The organism is Streptomyces sp. NPDC036813 (assembly GCF_055609245.1).
Genome location: NZ_JBVJPV010000003.1, coordinates 59,313 through 77,058, shown reverse-complemented (window position 1 = coordinate 77,058; position 17,746 = coordinate 59,313). Strand labels below are relative to the sequence as shown.

Here is a 17,746-nt window from a genome sequence, read left to right as displayed (position 1 = left end):
CCCGGTGACGGCACGGAGTGCCACTCAGTACATTCGAAGTAAACCCTCGTTCACTCCTCGGTCGTGCAGGCCGGTAAGGGGATCGCAGCTCATGGCAACTGCAACGAACAGCTCGGTGATCGTCTCGGGGGCGCGGACGCCCATGGGGCGGCTGCTGGGCTCTCTGAAGTCCTTCTCCGGAGCCGACCTCGGCGGCTTCGCGATCAAGGCCGCCCTCGACCGCGCGGGGATCGGCGGCGACCAGGTGCAGTACGTGATCATGGGCCAGGTGCTCCAGGCCGGCGCGGGCCAGATCCCGGCGCGCCAGGCGGCCGTCAAGGCGGGCATCCCCATGAACGTCCCGGCGCTCACCATCAACAAGGTGTGTCTGTCCGGTCTCGACGCCATCGCGCTCGCGGACCAGCTGATCCGGGCCGGCGAGTTCGACATCATCGTCGCGGGCGGTCAGGAGTCCATGACCAACGCCCCCCACCTGCTGCCGAAGTCCCGTGACGGCTTCAAGTACGGCGCGGTGCAGATGCTGGACGCGATGGCCTACGACGGCCTGACCGACCCGTGGGAGAACATCCCCATGGGCGAGTCCACCGAGAAGCACAACACCCGCCTCGGCATCGGCCGCGCCGAGCAGGACGAGATCGCCGCCCTGTCCCACCAGCGGGCCGCCGCCGCGCAGAAGAACGGCGTCTTCGAAGCCGAGATCACTCCGGTGGAGATCCCGCAGCGCAAGGGCGACCCGGTCCTGTTCAGCAAGGACGAGGGCATCCGCGCCGACACCACGGCCGAGTCCCTCGGCAAGCTGCGTCCGGCGTTCTCCAAGGACGGCACGATCACGGCCGGCACCTCCTCGCAGATCTCCGACGGCGCGGCCGCCGTGGTCGTGATGAGCAAGGCCAAGGCCGAGGAGCTGGGCCTGGACTGGATCGCCGAGATCGGCGCCCACGGCAACGTCGCCGGTCCGGACAACTCGTTGCAGTCGCAGCCGTCGAACGCGATCGCGCACGCCCTGAAGAAGGAGGGCCTTGAGGTCTCCGACCTCGACCTCATCGAGATCAACGAGGCCTTCGCGGCGGTCGCCGTGCAGTCAATGAAGGACCTCGGGGTGTCCACGGAAAAGGTGAACGTCAACGGCGGCGCCATCGCGCTCGGTCACCCGATCGGCATGTCCGGCGCCCGCCTGGTGCTGCACCTGGCGCTGGAGCTCAAGCGCCGGGGCGGCGGGGTCGGCGCGGCCGCGCTGTGCGGCGGTGGCGGCCAGGGTGACGCGCTGATCGTGCGGGTACCCAAGGCCTGAGCAGTCCGTATATTCGTACGATCCTGATCTGAACGGAGCTGTGATGCAGGACGTCTCCTCGCTGGTGGCCCAGGCCAGGGAAGGCCGGCCGCGTGCCGTGGCCCGGCTGATCTCCCTGGTGGAGGGGGCGTCCCCGCAGCTGAGGGAGGTCATGGCGGCGCTGGCCCCGCTGACCGGCAACGCCTATGTCGTCGGCCTCACCGGCTCGCCCGGCGTCGGCAAGTCCACCTCCACCTCCGCGCTGGTCACGGCGTACCGCAAGCAGGGCAAGCGGGTCGGCGTCCTGGCCGTCGACCCCTCCTCGCCCTTCTCGGGCGGTGCCCTGCTCGGCGACCGGGTGCGGATGTCGGACCACGCCTCCGACCCCGGCGTCTACATCCGCTCCATGGCCACCCGGGGCCATCTGGGCGGCCTCGCCTGGGCCGCGCCGCAGGCCATCCGCGTCCTCGACGCGGCGGGCTGCGACGTGATCCTCGTGGAGACGGTCGGCGTGGGCCAGTCGGAGGTGGAGATCGCCTCGCAGGCCGACACCTCCGTCGTCCTGCTGGCCCCCGGCATGGGCGACGGCATCCAGGCCGCGAAGGCCGGAATCCTGGAGATCGGCGACGTGTACGTCGTCAACAAGGCGGACCGTGACGGCGCCGACGCCACCGCGCGGGAGCTGAACCACATGCTGGGCCTCGGCGAGGCCCGCGGGCCGGGGGACTGGCGCCCGCCGATCGTCAAGACGGTGGCCGCGCGCGCGGAGGGCGTCGACGAGGTCGTGGAGGCCCTCGAGAAGCACCGGGCGTGGATGGAGGAGCACGGGGTGCTCGCCGAGCGCCGGCGTGCGCGGGCCGCCCGCGAGGTCGAGACCATCGCGGTGACGGCGCTGCGGGAGCGGATCGGTGACCTGCACGGGGACAGCCACCTGCCGACGCTTGCGGAACGCATCGTCGCCGGGGAGATGGATCCCTACCGGGCGGCGGACGAGCTGGTCGCCGGTCTCACGGAGGGCTGACGCCGCGTGCGCGCATGAGATCGGCCCGGTCCGTCGTTCGGCGGGTGCGGCTGATCGGTGGCTGGTCGCACGGTCCCCGCGCCTCTCTCGGCGTTCGGGGCACCCTTGCGGCCAGCCACCGTCGCGTTCGCTCAGGGGCGGCCGCGTTGCGTTCGCAAGTGGTCGGCGATGGGCCTGAGGGACTTGTCCAGTTCCGTCAGGGCCTCCGGGGACAGCAGGTCGATGAAGTGGCGGCGCACCGAGTCCACGTGGTGGGGTGCGACCTTCTTCATCGTCTCCATGCCGTGCTCGGTGAGTACGGCGTACAGCCCGCGCCGGTCGGACTCGCAGTTCTCCCGGCGCACGAGGTCGGCGTTCTCCATGCGCGTGATCTGGTGGGAGAGCCGGCTCTTGGACTGGAGCGTGGCGGAGGCGAGGTCACTCATCCGCATCCGCCGGTCCTCCGACTCGGAGAGATTCACCAGGATCTCGTAGTCGTTCATCGTCAGGCCGAACGGCTGCAGATCCTTTTCGAGCTGGTACGTCAGCAGCCTGTTGACCTCCAGATGGGTACGCCAGGCACACTGCTCCGCATCCGTCAGCCACCGCGTGGCCGTCTCGGTCTCCATGAATGAAGTCTACCTAAGAAGTTGAAAGGCGAACTACTGAGGGTGGTGTGACTGTGCGCACGCGTTCGACGTCACACTCCGCAGACTACCGCTCACAGCCCGAAGCGACGCTGGAGGTCGCCCAGCTGTCCGGGAAGGCGCGGTACCCCGGACTGCCCTCCGGCCGGACCGTGCGCCCCGCCTCCCCCGGGTACCCCGGGTTCCGGTGGAACCGCCCCCGTGGCCTGCTCGGCCATGAGTGTCTCGGTCGACTGCAGAAGGACCGTGCCGGCGCCCACGAACTCGAACTGATGCTCCTCTCCGGACACCCCGCCGAGGCCCGTCATCGCACGTAGACCGCCCCATACACCCGTCAGATACCCGTGGTCGTAGTGATGGCACGGGGACGGGCAGTCGGCCCACCCGACGAGCGCCTGCGGGTCCACCCGGATCGGGGGTTCCATGAACACCACCGGCCCGTTAGATGCGGCCACGAACTTTCCGGTTCCGATCAGCGTCAGAAAGCCCGGCACGATCGACTGCTTGAGCGACAGAGTTGGCTGAAAAGCGAGCAGGTTGCCGGAGCGAATGGTCAGATTGCCGTCATCCAGGTCGTAGGAGTTGACATCGAAGGCCCGGTCGGCGAGCAGCATCTTGCCCGAGCCGGCGGCCACCACCCAGTCGCTCGCGTGCAGAGGCGAATGGAACGAGGTACGCACCAGACGGTCCAGCCGGCCGTGCCCTACGCCGTTGAACTCGATCGCCCCGTAGTAGGCGATCATCTTCCCCTTCTGCAGGAACCACTGGCTCCCCTTGAGCTCCACGCAGAAGGTGTACGCGTTGACGTTGTCGTCGGCGGGCAGGGTCGACGGGTCGTGCACGACCGGCCCGGCGCCGTAGGGGGTGCTCACAGCTTCTCCTCCGAGGCCTGGACGTAGACCGCACCGCTGCCGCTCAGCTCCAGCTGGAACGCCTCCCCGGAGCCGCGGCCCACCATGTCCCGCCAGCCGAGGGCGGTGGACAGCTTGTTGCGTACGTCGCCGTGGTGGGCGACGTAGGCCTGCGGGTCGACGTGCACGGGCCGCTGCGGGGTGATCGGGATCTCGAAGACGCCGCCGTGCGCCATCACGGCGACCGCGCCGTGCCCCTTGAGTGTCGTGGTGAAGAGCCCCTGGCCGCTGACCTGGCCCCGGACCATGCCCATGACGCCGCCCTGCGCGCCCAGGAACACCGTGCCCTGCGTCAGGGTGCCCTCGAAGGCGAGCAGCCGGTCGGCCTCGACGTACAGCGTGTCGCCGGTGAGGTGGATGAGCTGGACGTGGTGGCCGCCGTGCCCGAACAGCACGGTGCCGCTGCCCTCGACCGTCATCAGCGGCGTCGCCTCGTTCGCGATGCGCCGCCCGATCATCGACATGACCCCGCCCTGGCCGCCCTGGACGTTGGGCGTGAAGCTCACGTCGCCCCGGTAGGCGAGCATCGCGCCGCGCTGGCTGTACAGCCGCTGCCCGGGCACCACGGTCGCCTCGACCATCTTGGAGTTGATCTCACGGAAGGTCATCTCAGACGTCCCCCGCGATCGTGTTGCGCTCGCTCGGCTGCACGTACACCAGCCCGTCCCCCTCGAAGCGGATCTGGAAGGCCTCGCCGCCGCCCTCGCCCATCAACGTGCGGAACGTCACACCGGACTGGAAGGACTGGCGCAGGTTCCCCTGGTGGGCGACATAGGCGCCCGGGTCGACGCTCAGCGGGTACTGCGGCGACACCCGCAGCACCACCGCCGGGCCGTCGGAGGTGATCGCCGCCTGCCCGCGCCCCTCGACCGTGGTCGTGAACAGCCCGTTGCCCTGCGTGGCCCCGCGCAGCCCCGTGAACGTCGTGCCCGTCCTCAGGCCGGCGTCGGTCGCGAGCAGATTGCTCGACTCGACGTACAGCGTGTCCCCCTGGAGGGTCACCAGGTTGATCTCCGACGCACGGTCGGCGAACCAGCAGGTCCCCTGCCCCCTCACCTCCATCACCGTCATCTGCTCGCCGGTGAGCCGCCGGGTCACCATGCCCCGCAGACCCTCACCGCCCCCCGTGAGCTTCTTGAACGCCATCTGCCCGTCGTACGCGACCATCGAGCCGTTCTTCGCCTTCACGGCGTCCCCGGTCATGTCGACGGCGAGCACCTTGCTGCCTTGCAGTCGGAACATCGCCACGCAAGGAAAGTAGCGGGCAGGCGGAGGGGCAGGACAGCACCCGTGGAGGGAGAGCGACCCTGAGCGGACCCCTACGGGCGCGGTTTGCCACAATGGGGGAACGCTTGTGCGTGCGTTCACAAACGGCAGCCGCAACTCCCGACCGAAGGTGACCCGTGGACATCAAGACCGCCACCGCCCTCCGCCGCCTCCGCCTGGTCTCCGCACCCGAGGCCGTGTCCTTCCTCATCCTGCTCGTCTGCTCGGTGCTGAAGCGGACCACGGACTTCGACGCGGTCCCGGTCATGGGCATGGTCCACGGCGTGCTGTTCGTGCTGTACGTGCTCTTCTGGGCGGACGCCTGGAACCGCGCCAAGTGGCCGCTGAAGACCGCCGCGCTCTACTTCCTGCTCTCGGTGCTGCCCACCGGCGGCTTCTTCGCCGAGCGCAAGCTGCGCCGCGAGGCCGAGGACGCCGTGATCGCCGCCCGGGCGCGCCAGGAAGGCGTGGTGAACGCATGATCGTCGCCTTCTCCGTGACGCCCCTCGGCGTCGGCGAGGACGTGGGGGAGTACGTCGCCGACGCCGTCCGCGTGGTCCGCGAGTCCGGGCTGCCCAACCGCACCGACGCCATGTTCACCTCCGTCGAGGGCGAGTGGGACGAGGTCATGGACGTCGTCAAGCGCGCCGTCGCCGCCGTCGAGGCACGCGCCCCGCGCGTCTCCGTGGTCCTCAAGGCGGACATCCGCCCCGGCGTGAGCGACGGCCTCACCTCCAAGGTGGAGACGGTCGAGCGGCACCTGGCCGCCGAGTAGCCCCCTCAGTCCCCGCCCGCCGCCAGCGCCATCCCCAGCGGGGTCCGCTCGTACAGCACCTGATGGCCGTAGCGCCGCGCCACCAGCAGCCCGGCGTCCCGCAACGTCGTCAGGTGGGCGGAGACCGACGACGGGGCCAGCCCCAGGCGGTGGGCCAGGGCGGTGGTCGTCGCCGGGTCGTCCAGGGCCGCGAGGACGGCGGCCCGGCCCCGGCCGAGCAGCCGCGCCAGCGCCTCGGGCGCCCGCCTGGCCGGCTCCGCCCACAGACCGCCGATGCCCCGCGCGGGATAGACGAGCGTCGGCTGCCAGGGAGGCTCGAACGTGCTGACCACGTCCGGCCAGACGAAGACGCTCGGCATCAGGACCAGGCCCTGCCCGCCGAGGTGCCGCTCGTGCTCGCCGCGGTACTCCACCGTGAGCGTCCCGGCGTGCCAGCCGCACCCCCGGTTGATCTCCGGCAGCAGCCCGCCCAGGCCCACCTCGGCCAGCCGCCGGGAGTGGAAGGCGATGTCGGCCTCCAGCAGCGCCCGCAACCGCGGCCAGTCCGGCGCCACAAGGGTGCGCCACACCTCCTCCATGGCATCCGCCAGCTCCCGCACCATCCGCTCCGGATCCGCGAGCCACGCCCGGCCCCGCGCCGACTCCAGGGCGCCCGGGGTGTCCGCGAGGGAACGGGCGGTGTCGGCGCGCGCGGCCACCGGGTCGGCCGCGCGCACCGCGGCGATCTCCTCCTCGAACCCGGCCGCCGGGCCGAGGGGCGGCGGGCACAGCCAGTCCGGGCAGTGGCCGCGGCGCGGCATCAGCAGCCACAGCGCGCTCAGGTCGAGCCCGCTCGCCGCCGCACGGATCCTGCGCAGCCACTGGGCGTGGTAGCCGTGCCGCTCGGTCCGCTTGAGCGTGCGGACGACCTCCTGCGTCTCCCACAGCGGCGACAGGGCGAACCGGCAGCGCAGGAAGTCGTCCTCCCCGAAGTGCAGACGGGACGGCACGGACACCTCCGGGAGGGGTGAGAGGAAGATTCGGCGACAGCCGAAAGGCTACGGGCGGCCCCCGCCGCCCGGCGACCCTGCTGCGCATGCCCGAACAGTCCCCGGCCGCCGTCGCCGCGCCCGTCGGCTACCGCGACCTCTTCGCCGTCCGTGAGTTCCGCGCCGTCTTCGCCGCGCACGCCCTGTCCCTGCTGGGACTCGTCGTCGCCGAGATCGCCCTGTCCGTCCTGGTCTACGAGCGGACCGGCTCGCCGCTGCTCAGCGCCCTCGCCTTCGCGCTCGGGTTCCTGCCCTACCTGGTCGGCGGGACACTGCTCGCCTCCCTCGCCGACCGCCACCCGGCCCGGCGGGTGCTGGTGGTGTGCGACCTGGTGTGCGCGGCCTGTGTGGCCCCGATGGCGGCCCCCGGCACCGGGATCGCCGTGCTGCTGGGGCTGCGCTGCGCCCTCGCCGTCGTCGCGCCGGTCTTCCAGGGCACCCGGACGGCCACGCTCGCCGACATCCTGGGTGACGGCGACCTGTTCGTGCTGGGCCGCTCCCTGCTGCGGATCGTGTCGCAGAGCGCCCTGCTCACCGGGTTCGGCGTCGGAGGCGTCCTGCTCACCGCCGTGTCGCCGCGGCACGCGCTGCTCATCACCGTCGCCGGCTTCCTCGGTTCCGCGGCCCTGCTGCGCCTCGGCACCCGGCGCCGGCCCGCGCGGGCGCGCGCCGGCGGGGCGCTGGTCGCCGACTCGCTGCGCGGCGCGCGCCAGGTGCTCGCGCACCGCAGGCTGAGGGTGCTGTTGCTCCTGTTCTGGCTCCCGCCGGTGTTCTCCGTCGCGCCCGAGGCGCTGGCCGCGCCGTACGCCGCGGAGCTGGGCGCCGGCTCGGTGGGCCTCGGCCTGCTGATGTGCGCGCTGCCGGTCGGCACGATCGCCGGCGAGCTCTTCGCCGGCGCACGGCTGCGCCCCGCCGTGCGCGAGCGGATCGCGCTGCCGCTGGTCTGCGCGACCCTGCTGCCGTACGCCGGATACGCCCTGCGCCCGGGCCTCGCGGTCACCCTGCTGTTGCTGGTGGTCTCCGGGGCCGGCGCGGCGTACACCCTGGGCCTCGACCAGTGGCTGGTGCGGGACGTGCCCGAGGAGCTGCGGGGGCGGGCGATGACCCTGCTCACGGCGGGTCTGATGACCTTCCAGGGCGTGGGCATGGCACTGGCCGGCGTGGTGGCCGAGTTCGCCGGGGTCACGGCGACCGTCGCGGGAGCGGGCGTGGCGGGTACGGCGGTCTGCGTCCTGCTGGCGGCCGAGGCGCGCCGGACGCGCGGGCGGGCGAGCGAGGCGGCGGACGACCGAAAGGCGAGACAGAGCTGACCGCCATATGACCGACGGGTAGGGTCTGATGACGTGCCCAAGCCTCTCAGCCTCCCGTTCGACCCCATCGCCCGCGCCGACGAGCTGTGGAAGCAGCGCTGGGGCAACGTGCCGGCCATGGCCGCGATCACGTCCATCATGCGCGCGCACCAGATCCTGCTCGCCGAGGTGGACGCGGTGGTCAAGCCGTACGGGCTGACGTTCGCGCGCTACGAGGCGCTGGTGCTGCTCACCTTCTCCAAGGAGGGCGAGCTGCCGATGTCCAAGATCGGGGAGCGCCTCATGGTGCACCCCACGTCCGTGACGAACACGGTGGACCGCCTGGTCAGGTCAGGTCTGGTGGCCAAGCGGCCCAATCCCAACGACGGCCGTGGCACCCTCGCCTCCATCACCGGCAAGGGCCGCGAGGTCGTCGAGGCCGCCACCCGCGACCTGATGGCGATGGACTTCGGTCTCGGCGCGTACGACGCGGAGGAGTGCGGCGAGATCTTCGCACTGCTGCGCCCGCTGCGGATCGCGGCGAAGGACTTCGATGGGGAGTAGGCGTCCGGCGCGCCCGAGGGCCCGGAGCAGGTGACCCCGGGCAAGATCTCCCACAACGGGCGGTTACGCTCGAAGCCATGAAGAAGAGCGTGCTGACCCGCTACCGCGTCATGGCCTACGTCACCGGCGTGCTGCTGGTCCTGCTGACCCTCGGCTGCGTCGCCAAGTACGGGATCCACATGGACGGGGCCGACAGCTTCGTCCGGGTCGTCGGCATCGCGCACGGCTGGCTGTACGTCATCTACCTGATCTTCGCGTTCGACCTCGGTTCCAAGGCGAAGTGGCCGGTAGGCAAGCAGCTGTGGGTACTGATCGCGGGCACCATCCCGACGGCCGCCTTCTTCGTCGAGCGCAAGGTCAGCCGGGAGCTGGAGGCCAAGGCCGGCGACCCGGTCCCCGCCGCCGCCAAGGCGTAACGCCGCCGTTCGTCCGGCTTCGGCCGCCACCGCCGTGCATCCGTACGGCGGTCAGCCATCGACATTTACTAGGACGTCCTAGTAAATTCGAGGGTATGGACGCTGACGCCATCGAGGAGGGCCGCCGACGCTGGCAGGCCCGGTACGACGCCGCACGCAAGCGCGACGCTGACTTCACCACGCTCTCCGGCGACCCGGTGGAGCCGGTGTACGGCCCCCGGCCGGGGGACACGTACGAGGGCTTCGAGCGGATCGGCTGGCCCGGGGAGTACCCCTTCACGCGCGGTCTGTACCCGACCGGCTACCGAGGGCGGACGTGGACCATCCGGCAGTTCGCCGGGTTCGGCAACGCCGAGCAGACCAACGAGCGCTACAAGATGATCCTCGGCAACGGCGGCGGCGGCCTGTCCGTCGCCTTCGACATGCCGACGCTCATGGGCCGCGACTCCGACGACCCGCGCTCGCTCGGCGAGGTCGGGCACTGCGGCGTCGCCATCGACTCCGCGGCAGACATGGAGGTGCTGTTCAAGGACATCCCGCTCGGGGACGTCACCACCTCCATGACCATCAGCGGCCCCGCCGTGCCCGTGTTCTGCATGTACCTCGTCGCCGCCGAGCGGCAGGGTGTCGACCCGGGCGTGCTCAACGGCACGCTCCAGACCGACATCTTCAAGGAGTACATCGCCCAGAAGGAGTGGCTCTTCCAGCCCGAGCCCCATCTGCGCCTCATCGGCGACCTGATGGAGTACACCAGCGCGAAGATTCCCGCCTACAAGCCGCTGTCCGTCTCCGGCTACCACATCCGCGAGGCCGGCGCGACGGCCGCGCAGGAGCTGGCGTACACGCTGGCGGACGGCTTCGGCTACGTCGAGCTCGGGCTCTCGCGCGGGCTGGACGTGGACGTGTTCGCGCCCGGTCTGTCCTTCTTCTTCGACGCGCACGTCGACTTCTTCGAGGAGATCGCCAAGTTCCGCGCGGCGCGCCGGATCTGGGCGCGGTGGATGCGGGACGTCTACGGCGCGCGGAGCGAGAAGTCGCAGTGGCTGCGCTTCCACACGCAGACCGCCGGTGTGTCGCTGACCGCCCAGCAGCCGTACAACAACGTCGTGCGGACGGCCGTGGAGGCGCTCGCCGCGGTCCTCGGCGGCACCAACTCGCTGCACACCAACGCGCTCGACGAGACCCTCGCGCTGCCGAGCGAGCAGGCGGCGGAGATCGCGCTGCGCACACAGCAGGTGCTGATGGAGGAGACCGGCGTCGCCAACGTGGCCGACCCGCTGGGCGGTTCGTGGTACGTCGAGCAGCTCACCGACCGGATCGAGGCCGACGCCGAGAAGATCTTCGACCAGATCAAGGAGCGGGGCCTGCGGGCGCACCCGGACGGGCAGCACCCGATCGGGCCGATCACCTCCGGCATCCTGCGCGGGATCGAGGACGGCTGGTTCACCGGCGAGATCGCCGAGTCCGCCTTCCGCTACCAGCAGTCGCTGGAGAAGGGCGAGAAGCGGGTCGTGGGCGTCAACGTCCACACCGGATCCGTGACCGGCGACCTGGAGATCCTGCGGGTGAGCCACGAAGTGGAGCGCGAGCAGGTGCGGGTGCTCGCCGAGCGCAAGACGGCGCGGGACGAGTCCGCGGTGCGTGCGGCGCTCGACGCCATGCTGGCCGCGGCCCGCTCGGGCGCGAACATGATCGAGCCGATGCTGGACGCCGTGCGCGCCGAGGCGACGCTGGGCGAGATCTGCGGGGTCCTGCGGGACGAGTGGGGGGTGTACACCGAGCCGGCGGGCTTCTAGCCCGCTAGCCCGCTGACTCCTTCAGCCCCAGCAGCAGTACGCGGGTGAAGCTGCGGACCCATTCCTCGTCCGCCGGCTCCGCGCTGACCAGGGTGCGGTGCACCACCGCGCCCGCCACCACGTCGAAGATGAGGTCGGCCGTGCGGGCTGCCTCCCGGGGATCGCTCTCGGGGGGCAGCTCGCCGCGTTGCTGGGCGCGGGCGCGGCCCTCCAGGACGAGCCGTTTCTGGCGTTCCACGATGGACTCGCGGATGCGCAGGCGCAGGGCGTCGTCCCGGGTCGACTCCGCCACCACCGCCATCAGGCCGCTCTTGGCCTCCGGTCGGGCGAGGATCGCGGCGAACTGGAGCACCACGCCCTCGATGTCTGAGGCAAGGCTGCCGCTGTCGGGCAGCCGGAGTTCGTCGAAGAGTTCCGCGACCGCGTCGACCACCAGTTCGTTCTTGCCCGACCAGCGGCGGTAAAGAGTCGTTTTCGCAACCCCGGCGCGGGTGGCCACGTCTCCCAACGTGAGTTTGGACCAGCCCAGTTCGACCAGCGCCTCGCGCGTCGCCGCCAGGATCGCGGCGTCCGCGGCGGCACTGCGCGGACGGCCGGGGCGGGCGGCGGGGGAGCGGCTCGGCATACGACGACCATATCCGGCCGTTCCGGCGCCGTCGTGAGGGAGATCACCGGGGGGTGGTGTCGCGCGGACCTCCGATGGCATTACGCTACGACTCGTAGCGAAAGCTCGTGAGGGACGTACACGGGCGACGACCACCGGCGCGTGGGTGGGGACCCGGCGCCGAACAGACATCGCCGGTCCGGCTCCGTACACATCGGGCGGGCCCGGCTTTTCACATCGTTTTTCACGCAGGCACCTGGACGGGGGAGGATAGACGCATGCAGCCACGGAACATGTCCATGAGCGGCGTCGTCGACCTCGCCGCGGTGAAGGCGGCCCAGGAGGCCAAGGCCAAGGCCGAGCAGGCGCGCGCGGAAGCGGCGCGGCAGGGCGGGACGGGTGCCGTCTCCCCCGCCGACCTCGTCTTCGACGTCGATGAGGCCGGATTCGAGCGGGATGTCGTGCAGCGGTCGGCCGAGGTGCCGGTCGTCATCGACTTCTGGGCGGAGTGGTGTCAGCCCTGCAAGCAGCTGAGCCCGCTGATCGAGCGCCTCATCGTCGAGTACAACGGCCGGCTCGTGCTCGCCAAGATCGACGTCGACGCCAACCAGATGCTGATGCAGCAGTTCGGCATCCAGGGAATCCCGGCCGTCTTCGCCGTCGTCGCCGGCCAGGCGCTGCCGCTCTTCCAGGGTGCGGCCGGCGAGGAGCAGATCCGCCAGACCTTCGAGCAGCTGGTGGCCGTCGCCGAGCAGCGCTTCGGCATCACCGGCCTGACCGTCGACCCCGAGGCCGAGCCGGGCGGCGCGCCTGTCCAGGCGCCGGCCGAGGGGCCCTACGACGCCGCGCTGAACGCCGCCGCGCAGGCGCTGGACGCGGGCGACATGGCCGGGGCGATCCGGGCGTACCAGAACGTACTGGCCGACGACCCGGCCCACCCGGAAGCCAAACTGGGCCTGGCGCAGGCCGAGTTGCTTCAGCGGGTGCAGAACCTCGACCCGCAGCAGGTCCGCAAGGACGCCGCCGAGAAGCCGGCCGACGTGCAGGCGCAGATCGCCGCCGCCGACCTGGATCTGGTGGGCGGTCACGTCGAGGACGCCTTCGGGCGCCTGGTCGACACGGTGCAGCGCACGGTGGGCGACGACCGCGAGGCCGTACGGCTGCGGATGCTGGAGCTGTTCGAGGTCGTCGGGGCCGACGATCCGCGGGTGACCGCGGCGCGGCGGGCGCTGGCGCGGGCCCTGTTCTGAGCCGCCTGAGGACCCGTCCCCCGACCAGTCGCTAAACGCCCGGGCATGTGATGCCCGGGTGAAAAGTTCGCCGAGACGCCTCCATCGCGGCCGCGCTTTACCAAATCTTGGTAATCGCGGCCGCTGTTACTGCGAGTAAGTCCAGGCAGTGGTTCTGTCGGATTCTGTCCAGCGATCAACGGTTTTGTCCCCGCACCCGGAGCCACCCTGTGTCGCCGCCCGAGACCTCTGGGTCGCCGAGCGGTGATCCGGCCGTTACTAGCGAGTAACGAACCCCCTTGTGTCGGCGGCGAGAATGCACCACGATCGGCGACGCTCGGTCCATTCCCGCAGCCCGACAGCCAATCGGGTCACGGGACTTCCTGGGTCCCCACCGAGCAGAGCCGGCGGCAGTGGCGCCGGCTCTTGGACAGGGGGGTCTTCGCCACGGCGAAGCCTGTCCAGCAAGGTTGTGCGTGATGCGTGTCAGGCGCGACCAGTGGTTGTCGCTCGGGGGTGATCGCCGGTGATTCGGGCGCGTACCAGCGCCACCGAGCGCGGGCGCTCCTTCCCGAGGACGTAGCACTTCTCCCATCCCTGCCCGGTGAGCCGCCGTAGAGGGGGCCAGGTGGTCAGGAGATGTACGTCCGAGAAGGAGGAAATATGGAGTCCCAGGTGCGTGGCGGGACCAGATGGAAGCGGTTCGCTGTGGTCATGGTGCCCAGCGTGGCCGCCACGGCTGCCATAGGCGTCGCCCTGGCACAGGGCGCGCTGGCCGCGTCGTTCAGTGTGTCGGGGCAGTCGTTCAAGGTCACCGCCGACGAGCTGCACGGCAAGGGTTTCGAGCAGTACGGCGCGATCGACTCCGGGTACACCCTCAGTGGTGAGAAGACGGCGCACCCGGTGGCGGTGTCGGGCTTCAAGTCCGCGACCATCAAGAACCTGTGCCAGTCCGTCGTCACGCCGAACATCCCGCTGCTCGGGTCGGTCACCCTGACCCTGTCGGCGGGCAACAGCGACGACGAGAAGAAGCAGGTCTCGGCGGACCGCCTGTACATCGACGTCGCCGACCTCGAGACGACCGGCGGTGCCGAGTTCCACGGCATCGACATCGGTGTCCCGGCGGGCGAGACCGGCGCCGACAAGGGCGGCAAGGGTCCCGGCATGGCGGGCGGCAAGGAGCAGGCCAACCCGTACGGGTTCGCCCAGCAGGCCACGAGCGCCGACCTGTACGGCGTGCAGCAGACGGCGTGGGCGACCACGGCCGGAACCTTCACGCTGCCCGGTCTGAAGATGAAGCTGCAGACGGGCGCCCACGAGTGCTACTAGGCACAGCGTGACGGGCGGGGGGAGCCTTCAGGCGCCTCCCGCCCGTCCGCTCCCGGGCCGTGTGCACACCGGGCCCGCGTAACCCACACCCCCCACACTCGCACCACATCCCCACCACAGCGATGCCGCACCAGGGAGCTGTTTTCCTATGAGCGCCGAGACTTCTGCCGCACCCGGCCAGTTCACCCGCCGGAGGCTGCAGTTCCGCGCCTGGCGGGGCACCCGGCCGTTCTGGGCCGGACTGTTCGTCATGCTCGGTGGCTTTCCGATCATGTACTTTCCGTACGCACACCTGCAGGTGGGCCATCTGACGCTGGCCATGGCCACCACCGCCGGAGCCGGCTCGCTGATCATCGGTGTGCTGCTGGTCGTCCTGGGCATCAGCCTGTGGTTCCAGAAGCACATCCGGGTCTTCGCGGGTGTCGCCTCGATCCTGCTCGCGCTGGTGTCGCTCCCCGTGTCCAACTTCGGCGGCTTCGTCGTGGGCTTCCTGTTCTCGCTGATCGGCGGGGCCATGGCCGTGTCGTGGGCGCCGGGCGGGCCGGCGAAGCGGGAGCGGGCCGAAGAGGCCGGCGCCGACGCTCCCGAGGACGGCTACGGCCAGACGCCGGACGGGGCGGGCGAACCGAACGATCTGTCAGGAACGAGCCCGGCCAACGGGGCGAACGGGAGGCACAGTGCCGGCTGACGAGGTGACCCGCGGGACTGACGCTGAGGCGTTCCGTGGGAGAACCGGTCCGCGTCATGCGGCCCCCAAGAAGCCGCTGTTCACCAGGTTCCACATGCCGGCCGGCCGGGCGATAGCCAGCGTGGCGATGCCCACGGCGGTCCTGATGGGCATGGGGTTCACGGCGTCGCTCGCCGTGGCCGACAACAACCCCTCGTCGTCGAAGATGGCCGACGAGTACAAGGACTGCGTCGCCGCCCTCGACAAGGACGGCAAGGACGCCTCAGCCACCCCGTCGCCCTCCGCCTCCGACAGCAAGGACGCGGCCGGCGGCGCGCAGGACGGCAAGGACGGGGCGACCCCGGACCCGTCGGCCGACGGGGGAGACTCCGGCGCGCCCGGCTCCGCCGACTCCGGCACGGACAAGACCTCTTCGCCGGATTCAGGTTCCGGCGACAAGGCCCAGCCCACGCCGTCGGCCTCGGCCTCCGCGGCCCCGAAGAGCGGGTCCACCGCCTCGGCGCCCGCCCCGTCGCCGTCCGCCACGGACAAGAACCTGCTGCAGGACATCGGCGACGCGCTCGACGGTCTGCTCGGCGGCGGCCAGAAGAACACGCCCTCGCCCACCGCCACCTCCACGCCGTCCGCCTCCCCGTCGCCCTCCGCCGACCAGGCGGCCGGCACGGTCAAGGACACGACCGACCAGGCGACCGGCACCGTCAAGGACACGACCGACAAGGTCACCGGGACGGTCAAGGACACCACGGACAAGGCGGCCGGCACGGTCAAGGACACCACCGACAAGGTGACCGACGCGGCCAAGGACGCCACGGACGCGGCGCAGAAGGCGGCCGACGGGGCCACCGCGTCGCCGAGTCCGTCGGCCGGCTCCACGACGGACCCCGCGGACTGCAAGGCCGCCACCGACGCCCAGGGCGGCGTCGACAACAAGACGGTGGCCGACGACCCCTGGTACCTCCAGGCCAGTTCGCTGCTGCTGAAGAGCGCGGACTACCAGGGCGTGGTCGAGGTGAAGACCGCCTCGGGCACCACCAAGAAGGTGCTGAAGTACGTCATCTCGGGCGGCACCGACATCGGCGACCTGCACCAGACGGTGAAGGACAAGCAGTCCGGCAAGACCTACCACGTCCAGGCCGGCAAGGGCACCACGTCCACCATCCGCGACGGCGACACGGTCATGTACACCGAGTCGATCTCCGGCAATCTGTTCGGCCTGATCCCGATCACGTTCAGCCCGGACAACCCGCCGCCGCTGAACATCCCGCTGATCTACTTCACCAACGTGAAGGTGGTCCAGGCGGCCCAGTTCGGCGGCACGCTCACCGTCCCCGGCATGCACCTGTACACCACCGACTGAGCTTCCCCGACCCCCTCCGGGAGCCGCAAAGCCACCGAGGGCGCCCCCTGTCGCAGGGGGCGCCCTCGGTGGCTGTGGGCTTTGTGCCGGGGTCAGTCGCGGCCCGCGACGCCCAGGTGGTGGACCCGGACCATGTTGGTGGTGCCGGGGACGCCGGGCGGGGAGCCGGCCGTGATGACGACGACGTCGCCCTCGTTGAAGCGGCCGAGCTTGACCACTTCCTGGTCGACCAGCTCGACCATCTCGTCGGTGCTGTTCACGAACGGCACCACGTGCGGCTCCACGCCCCAGCTGAGCGTCATCTGGTTGCGGGTGTTCTCGTCCGTGGTGAACGCGATGATCGGCTGCGTCGCGCGGTAGCGGCTCAGACGGCGGGCCGTGTCGCCGGACTGGGTGAAGGCGATCAGGCCCTTGCCGCCGAGGAAGTCGGCGATCTCGCAGGCCGCGCGGGCCACCGAACCGCCCTGCGTGCGCGGCTTCTTGCCCGGCACCAGCGGCTGAAGGCCCTTGCTCAGCAGCTCCTGCTCGGCCGCCGAGACGATCTTCGACATCGTCTTGACGGTCTCGATCGGGTACGCGCCCACGCTCGACTCCGCCGACAGCATGACCGCGTCCGCGCCGTCCAGGATCGCGTTGGCCACGTCGGAGGCCTCGGCGCGGGTCGGACGGGAGTTGGTGATCATCGACTCCATCATCTGGGTCGCCACGATCACCGGCTTGGCGTTGCGCCGGCACAGCTCGATCAGGCGCTTCTGCACCATGGGGACCTTTTCGAGCGGGTACTCGACGGCCAGGTCGCCACGGGCGACCATCACGCCGTCGAACGCCATCACGACGTCCTCCATGTTCTGCACCGCCTGCGGCTTCTCCACCTTGGCGATGACCGGGACCCGGCGGCCCTCCTCGTCCATGATCCGGTGGACGTCGCCGACGTCCTTGGCGTCACGGACGAAGGACAGCGCGACCAGGTCGCAGCCCATGCGCAGCGCGAAGCGCAGGTCCTCGATGTCCTTCTCGCTCAGCGCGGGCACGTTCACGGCGGCGCCGGGCAGGTTGATGCCCTTGTGGTCGGAGACCACGCCGCCCTCGATGACGATCGTCCGCACCCGCGGACCCTCGACCTCGATGACCTTCAGCTCGACGTTGCCGTCGTTGATCAGGATCTGGTCGCCCTTGGCCACGTCGCCGGGCAGGCCCTTGTAGGTGGTGCCGCAGATCTGCTTGTCGCCAGGGACGTCCTCGGTCGTGATGACGAACTCGTCACCGCGCTCCAGCTCGACCGGACCCTCGGCGAAGGTCTCCAGGCGGATCTTCGGACCCTGCAGGTCGGCGAGGACGCCGATGGCCCGGCCGGTCTCCTTCTGCGCGGCACGCAGCCGGTCGTACCGGCTCTGGTGCTCGGCATGGGTGCCGTGGCTGAAGTTGAAGCGGGCCACGTTCATGCCGGCTTCGATCAGCGCTACGAGCTGCTCGTGGGAGTCGACCGCGGGGCCGAGAGTACAGACGATTTTCGAACGGCGCATGGGGCGATCCTATCGGTTTGTTTCGCTACGGAATATTCCGTCTGGCGGAAAGTA

19 protein-coding genes are annotated in these 17,746 nt (G+C 70.6%); 12 read left to right on the top strand and 7 right to left on the bottom strand.

Annotated features, from left to right (window positions below; genetic code table 11):
• The first annotated feature begins 91 nt into the window (after positions 1–91).
• Positions 92–1,291: an acetyl-CoA C-acetyltransferase gene (locus ACZ67Q_RS07925; protein WP_471177924.1), complete on the top strand. Its 1,200-nt coding sequence runs from the start codon at positions 92–94 to the stop codon at positions 1,289–1,291.
• Positions 1,292–1,334: 43 nt separating this feature from the next.
• Positions 1,335–2,291 carry a methylmalonyl Co-A mutase-associated GTPase MeaB gene (gene meaB, locus ACZ67Q_RS07920; protein WP_471177922.1) on the top strand — a complete coding sequence of 319 codons (957 nt, stop codon included), beginning with the start codon at positions 1,335–1,337 and terminating at the stop codon, positions 2,289–2,291.
• A 131-nt stretch (positions 2,292–2,422) separates the two neighbouring features.
• On the opposite strand, the gene ACZ67Q_RS07915 is transcribed toward meaB, so the two are convergent.
• The 4 genes from ACZ67Q_RS07915 to ACZ67Q_RS07900 all read right to left on the bottom strand — a co-directional run bounded on the left by ACZ67Q_RS07915 (position 2,423) and on the right by ACZ67Q_RS07900 (position 5,070).
• Positions 2,423–2,899: a MarR family winged helix-turn-helix transcriptional regulator gene (locus ACZ67Q_RS07915; RefSeq protein WP_361631810.1), complete on the bottom strand. Its 477-nt coding sequence runs from the start codon at positions 2,897–2,899 to the stop codon at positions 2,423–2,425.
• 92 nt (positions 2,900–2,991) lie between these two features.
• Positions 2,992–3,789 (bottom strand): AIM24 family protein, encoded by a 798-nt coding sequence (locus ACZ67Q_RS07910; RefSeq protein ID WP_471177920.1) that lies wholly within the window; start codon positions 3,787–3,789, stop codon positions 2,992–2,994.
• The gene (locus tag ACZ67Q_RS07905; RefSeq protein WP_471177918.1) at positions 3,786–4,436 is read right to left on the bottom strand and encodes an AIM24 family protein; all 651 of its coding nucleotides are present in this window, start codon (positions 4,434–4,436) and stop codon (positions 3,786–3,788) included. Before ACZ67Q_RS07905 ends, ACZ67Q_RS07910 begins: the two co-directional genes overlap by 4 nt.
• 1 nt (position 4,437) lies before the next feature.
• The gene (locus tag ACZ67Q_RS07900) at positions 4,438–5,070 is read right to left on the bottom strand and encodes an AIM24 family protein (RefSeq protein ID WP_471178912.1); all 633 of its coding nucleotides are present in this window, start codon (positions 5,068–5,070) and stop codon (positions 4,438–4,440) included.
• A 161-nt stretch (positions 5,071–5,231) separates the two neighbouring features.
• Here ACZ67Q_RS07900 and ACZ67Q_RS07895 point away from each other — a divergent pair, with 161 nt between their 5' ends.
• Both ACZ67Q_RS07895 and ACZ67Q_RS07890 read left to right on the top strand, forming a co-directional pair.
• Positions 5,232–5,576, top strand: coding sequence for a DUF3817 domain-containing protein (locus tag ACZ67Q_RS07895; protein WP_471177916.1), 345 nt, complete (start codon positions 5,232–5,234; stop codon positions 5,574–5,576).
• Positions 5,573–5,869 (top strand): MTH1187 family thiamine-binding protein, encoded by a 297-nt coding sequence (locus ACZ67Q_RS07890; protein ID WP_469810663.1) that lies wholly within the window; start codon positions 5,573–5,575, stop codon positions 5,867–5,869. Before ACZ67Q_RS07895 ends, ACZ67Q_RS07890 begins: the two co-directional genes overlap by 4 nt.
• A 5-nt stretch (positions 5,870–5,874) precedes the next feature.
• Here ACZ67Q_RS07890 and ACZ67Q_RS07885 read toward each other — a convergent pair whose 3' ends face one another.
• On the bottom strand, positions 5,875–6,858 hold the full coding sequence (locus tag ACZ67Q_RS07885; RefSeq protein WP_471177914.1) for an ArsR/SmtB family transcription factor: 984 nt from the start codon (positions 6,856–6,858) through the stop codon (positions 5,875–5,877).
• An 86-nt stretch (positions 6,859–6,944) separates the two neighbouring features.
• On the opposite strand from ACZ67Q_RS07885, the gene ACZ67Q_RS07880 reads away from it, so the two are divergent.
• The 4 genes from ACZ67Q_RS07880 (at position 6,945) to ACZ67Q_RS07865 (ending at position 10,962) form a co-directional block, all read left to right on the top strand.
• The gene (locus ACZ67Q_RS07880) at positions 6,945–8,207 is read left to right on the top strand and encodes an MFS transporter (protein WP_471177912.1); all 1,263 of its coding nucleotides are present in this window, start codon (positions 6,945–6,947) and stop codon (positions 8,205–8,207) included.
• A gap of 33 nt (positions 8,208–8,240) precedes the next feature.
• Positions 8,241–8,750 carry a MarR family winged helix-turn-helix transcriptional regulator gene (locus ACZ67Q_RS07875; protein ID WP_471177910.1) on the top strand — a complete coding sequence of 170 codons (510 nt, stop codon included), beginning with the start codon at positions 8,241–8,243 and terminating at the stop codon, positions 8,748–8,750.
• A gap of 77 nt (positions 8,751–8,827) precedes the next feature.
• Positions 8,828–9,166 (top strand): DUF3817 domain-containing protein, encoded by a 339-nt coding sequence (locus ACZ67Q_RS07870; protein WP_471177908.1) that lies wholly within the window; start codon positions 8,828–8,830, stop codon positions 9,164–9,166.
• Positions 9,167–9,261: 95 nt separating this feature from the next.
• Positions 9,262–10,962 (top strand): acyl-CoA mutase large subunit family protein, encoded by a 1,701-nt coding sequence (locus ACZ67Q_RS07865; protein ID WP_471177906.1) that lies wholly within the window; start codon positions 9,262–9,264, stop codon positions 10,960–10,962.
• A 4-nt stretch (positions 10,963–10,966) separates the two neighbouring features.
• Here the strand turns inward: ACZ67Q_RS07865 and ACZ67Q_RS07860 are convergent, their stop codons facing one another.
• Positions 10,967–11,587, bottom strand: coding sequence for a TetR/AcrR family transcriptional regulator (locus ACZ67Q_RS07860; RefSeq protein WP_471177904.1), 621 nt, complete (start codon positions 11,585–11,587; stop codon positions 10,967–10,969).
• 257 nt (positions 11,588–11,844) lie between these two features.
• Between ACZ67Q_RS07860 and ACZ67Q_RS07855 the strand changes: the two genes are divergently transcribed.
• The 4 genes from ACZ67Q_RS07855 (at position 11,845) to ACZ67Q_RS07840 (ending at position 16,169) form a co-directional block, all read left to right on the top strand.
• Positions 11,845–12,816 carry a tetratricopeptide repeat protein gene (locus ACZ67Q_RS07855; RefSeq protein ID WP_471177902.1) on the top strand — a complete coding sequence of 324 codons (972 nt, stop codon included), beginning with the start codon at positions 11,845–11,847 and terminating at the stop codon, positions 12,814–12,816.
• Positions 12,817–13,458: 642 nt separating this feature from the next.
• Positions 13,459–14,124 carry a DUF6230 family protein gene (locus ACZ67Q_RS07850; RefSeq protein WP_471177900.1) on the top strand — a complete coding sequence of 222 codons (666 nt, stop codon included), beginning with the start codon at positions 13,459–13,461 and terminating at the stop codon, positions 14,122–14,124.
• A gap of 148 nt (positions 14,125–14,272) precedes the next feature.
• Positions 14,273–14,812 (top strand): DUF6114 domain-containing protein, encoded by a 540-nt coding sequence (locus ACZ67Q_RS07845; RefSeq protein WP_471177899.1) that lies wholly within the window; start codon positions 14,273–14,275, stop codon positions 14,810–14,812.
• Entirely contained in the window at positions 14,802–16,169 is a 1,368-nt protein-coding gene (locus tag ACZ67Q_RS07840; RefSeq protein ID WP_471177897.1) for a hypothetical protein, read from the top strand. Before ACZ67Q_RS07845 ends, ACZ67Q_RS07840 begins: the two co-directional genes overlap by 11 nt.
• Before the next feature lie 92 nt (positions 16,170–16,261).
• Here the strand turns inward: ACZ67Q_RS07840 and pyk are convergent, their stop codons facing one another.
• Complete coding sequence (pyk, locus tag ACZ67Q_RS07835) at positions 16,262–17,692, bottom strand: pyruvate kinase (protein ID WP_471177896.1); 1,431 nt, start codon at positions 17,690–17,692, stop codon at positions 16,262–16,264.
• Positions 17,693–17,746: the final 54 nt, after the last annotated feature.

Bases quoted from the DNA above. Each gene is read 5' to 3' on its own strand.
- ACZ67Q_RS07880 (WP_471177912.1), top strand. From the start codon at position 6,945: ATGCCCGAACAGTCCCCGGCCGCCGTCGCCGCGCCCGTCGGCTACCGC.
- ACZ67Q_RS07925 (WP_471177924.1), top strand. From the start codon at position 92: ATGGCAACTGCAACGAACAGCTCGGTGATCGTCTCGGGGGCGCGGACG.
- ACZ67Q_RS07855 (WP_471177902.1), top strand. From the start codon at position 11,845: ATGCAGCCACGGAACATGTCCATGAGCGGCGTCGTCGACCTCGCCGCG.
- ACZ67Q_RS07890 (WP_469810663.1), top strand. From the start codon at position 5,573: ATGATCGTCGCCTTCTCCGTGACGCCCCTCGGCGTCGGCGAGGACGTG.
- ACZ67Q_RS07865 (WP_471177906.1), top strand. From the start codon at position 9,262: ATGGACGCTGACGCCATCGAGGAGGGCCGCCGACGCTGGCAGGCCCGG.
- meaB (WP_471177922.1), top strand. From the start codon at position 1,335: ATGCAGGACGTCTCCTCGCTGGTGGCCCAGGCCAGGGAAGGCCGGCCG.
- ACZ67Q_RS07905 (WP_471177918.1), bottom strand. From the start codon at position 4,436: ATGACCTTCCGTGAGATCAACTCCAAGATGGTCGAGGCGACCGTGGTG.
- pyk (WP_471177896.1), bottom strand. From the start codon at position 17,692: ATGCGCCGTTCGAAAATCGTCTGTACTCTCGGCCCCGCGGTCGACTCC.
- ACZ67Q_RS07845 (WP_471177899.1), top strand. From the start codon at position 14,273: ATGAGCGCCGAGACTTCTGCCGCACCCGGCCAGTTCACCCGCCGGAGG.
- ACZ67Q_RS07860 (WP_471177904.1), bottom strand. From the start codon at position 11,587: ATGCCGAGCCGCTCCCCCGCCGCCCGCCCCGGCCGTCCGCGCAGTGCC.
- ACZ67Q_RS07850 (WP_471177900.1), top strand. From the start codon at position 13,459: ATGGAGTCCCAGGTGCGTGGCGGGACCAGATGGAAGCGGTTCGCTGTG.
- ACZ67Q_RS07870 (WP_471177908.1), top strand. From the start codon at position 8,828: ATGAAGAAGAGCGTGCTGACCCGCTACCGCGTCATGGCCTACGTCACC.
- ACZ67Q_RS07900 (WP_471178912.1), bottom strand. From the start codon at position 5,070: ATGTTCCGACTGCAAGGCAGCAAGGTGCTCGCCGTCGACATGACCGGG.
- ACZ67Q_RS07915 (WP_361631810.1), bottom strand. From the start codon at position 2,899: ATGGAGACCGAGACGGCCACGCGGTGGCTGACGGATGCGGAGCAGTGT.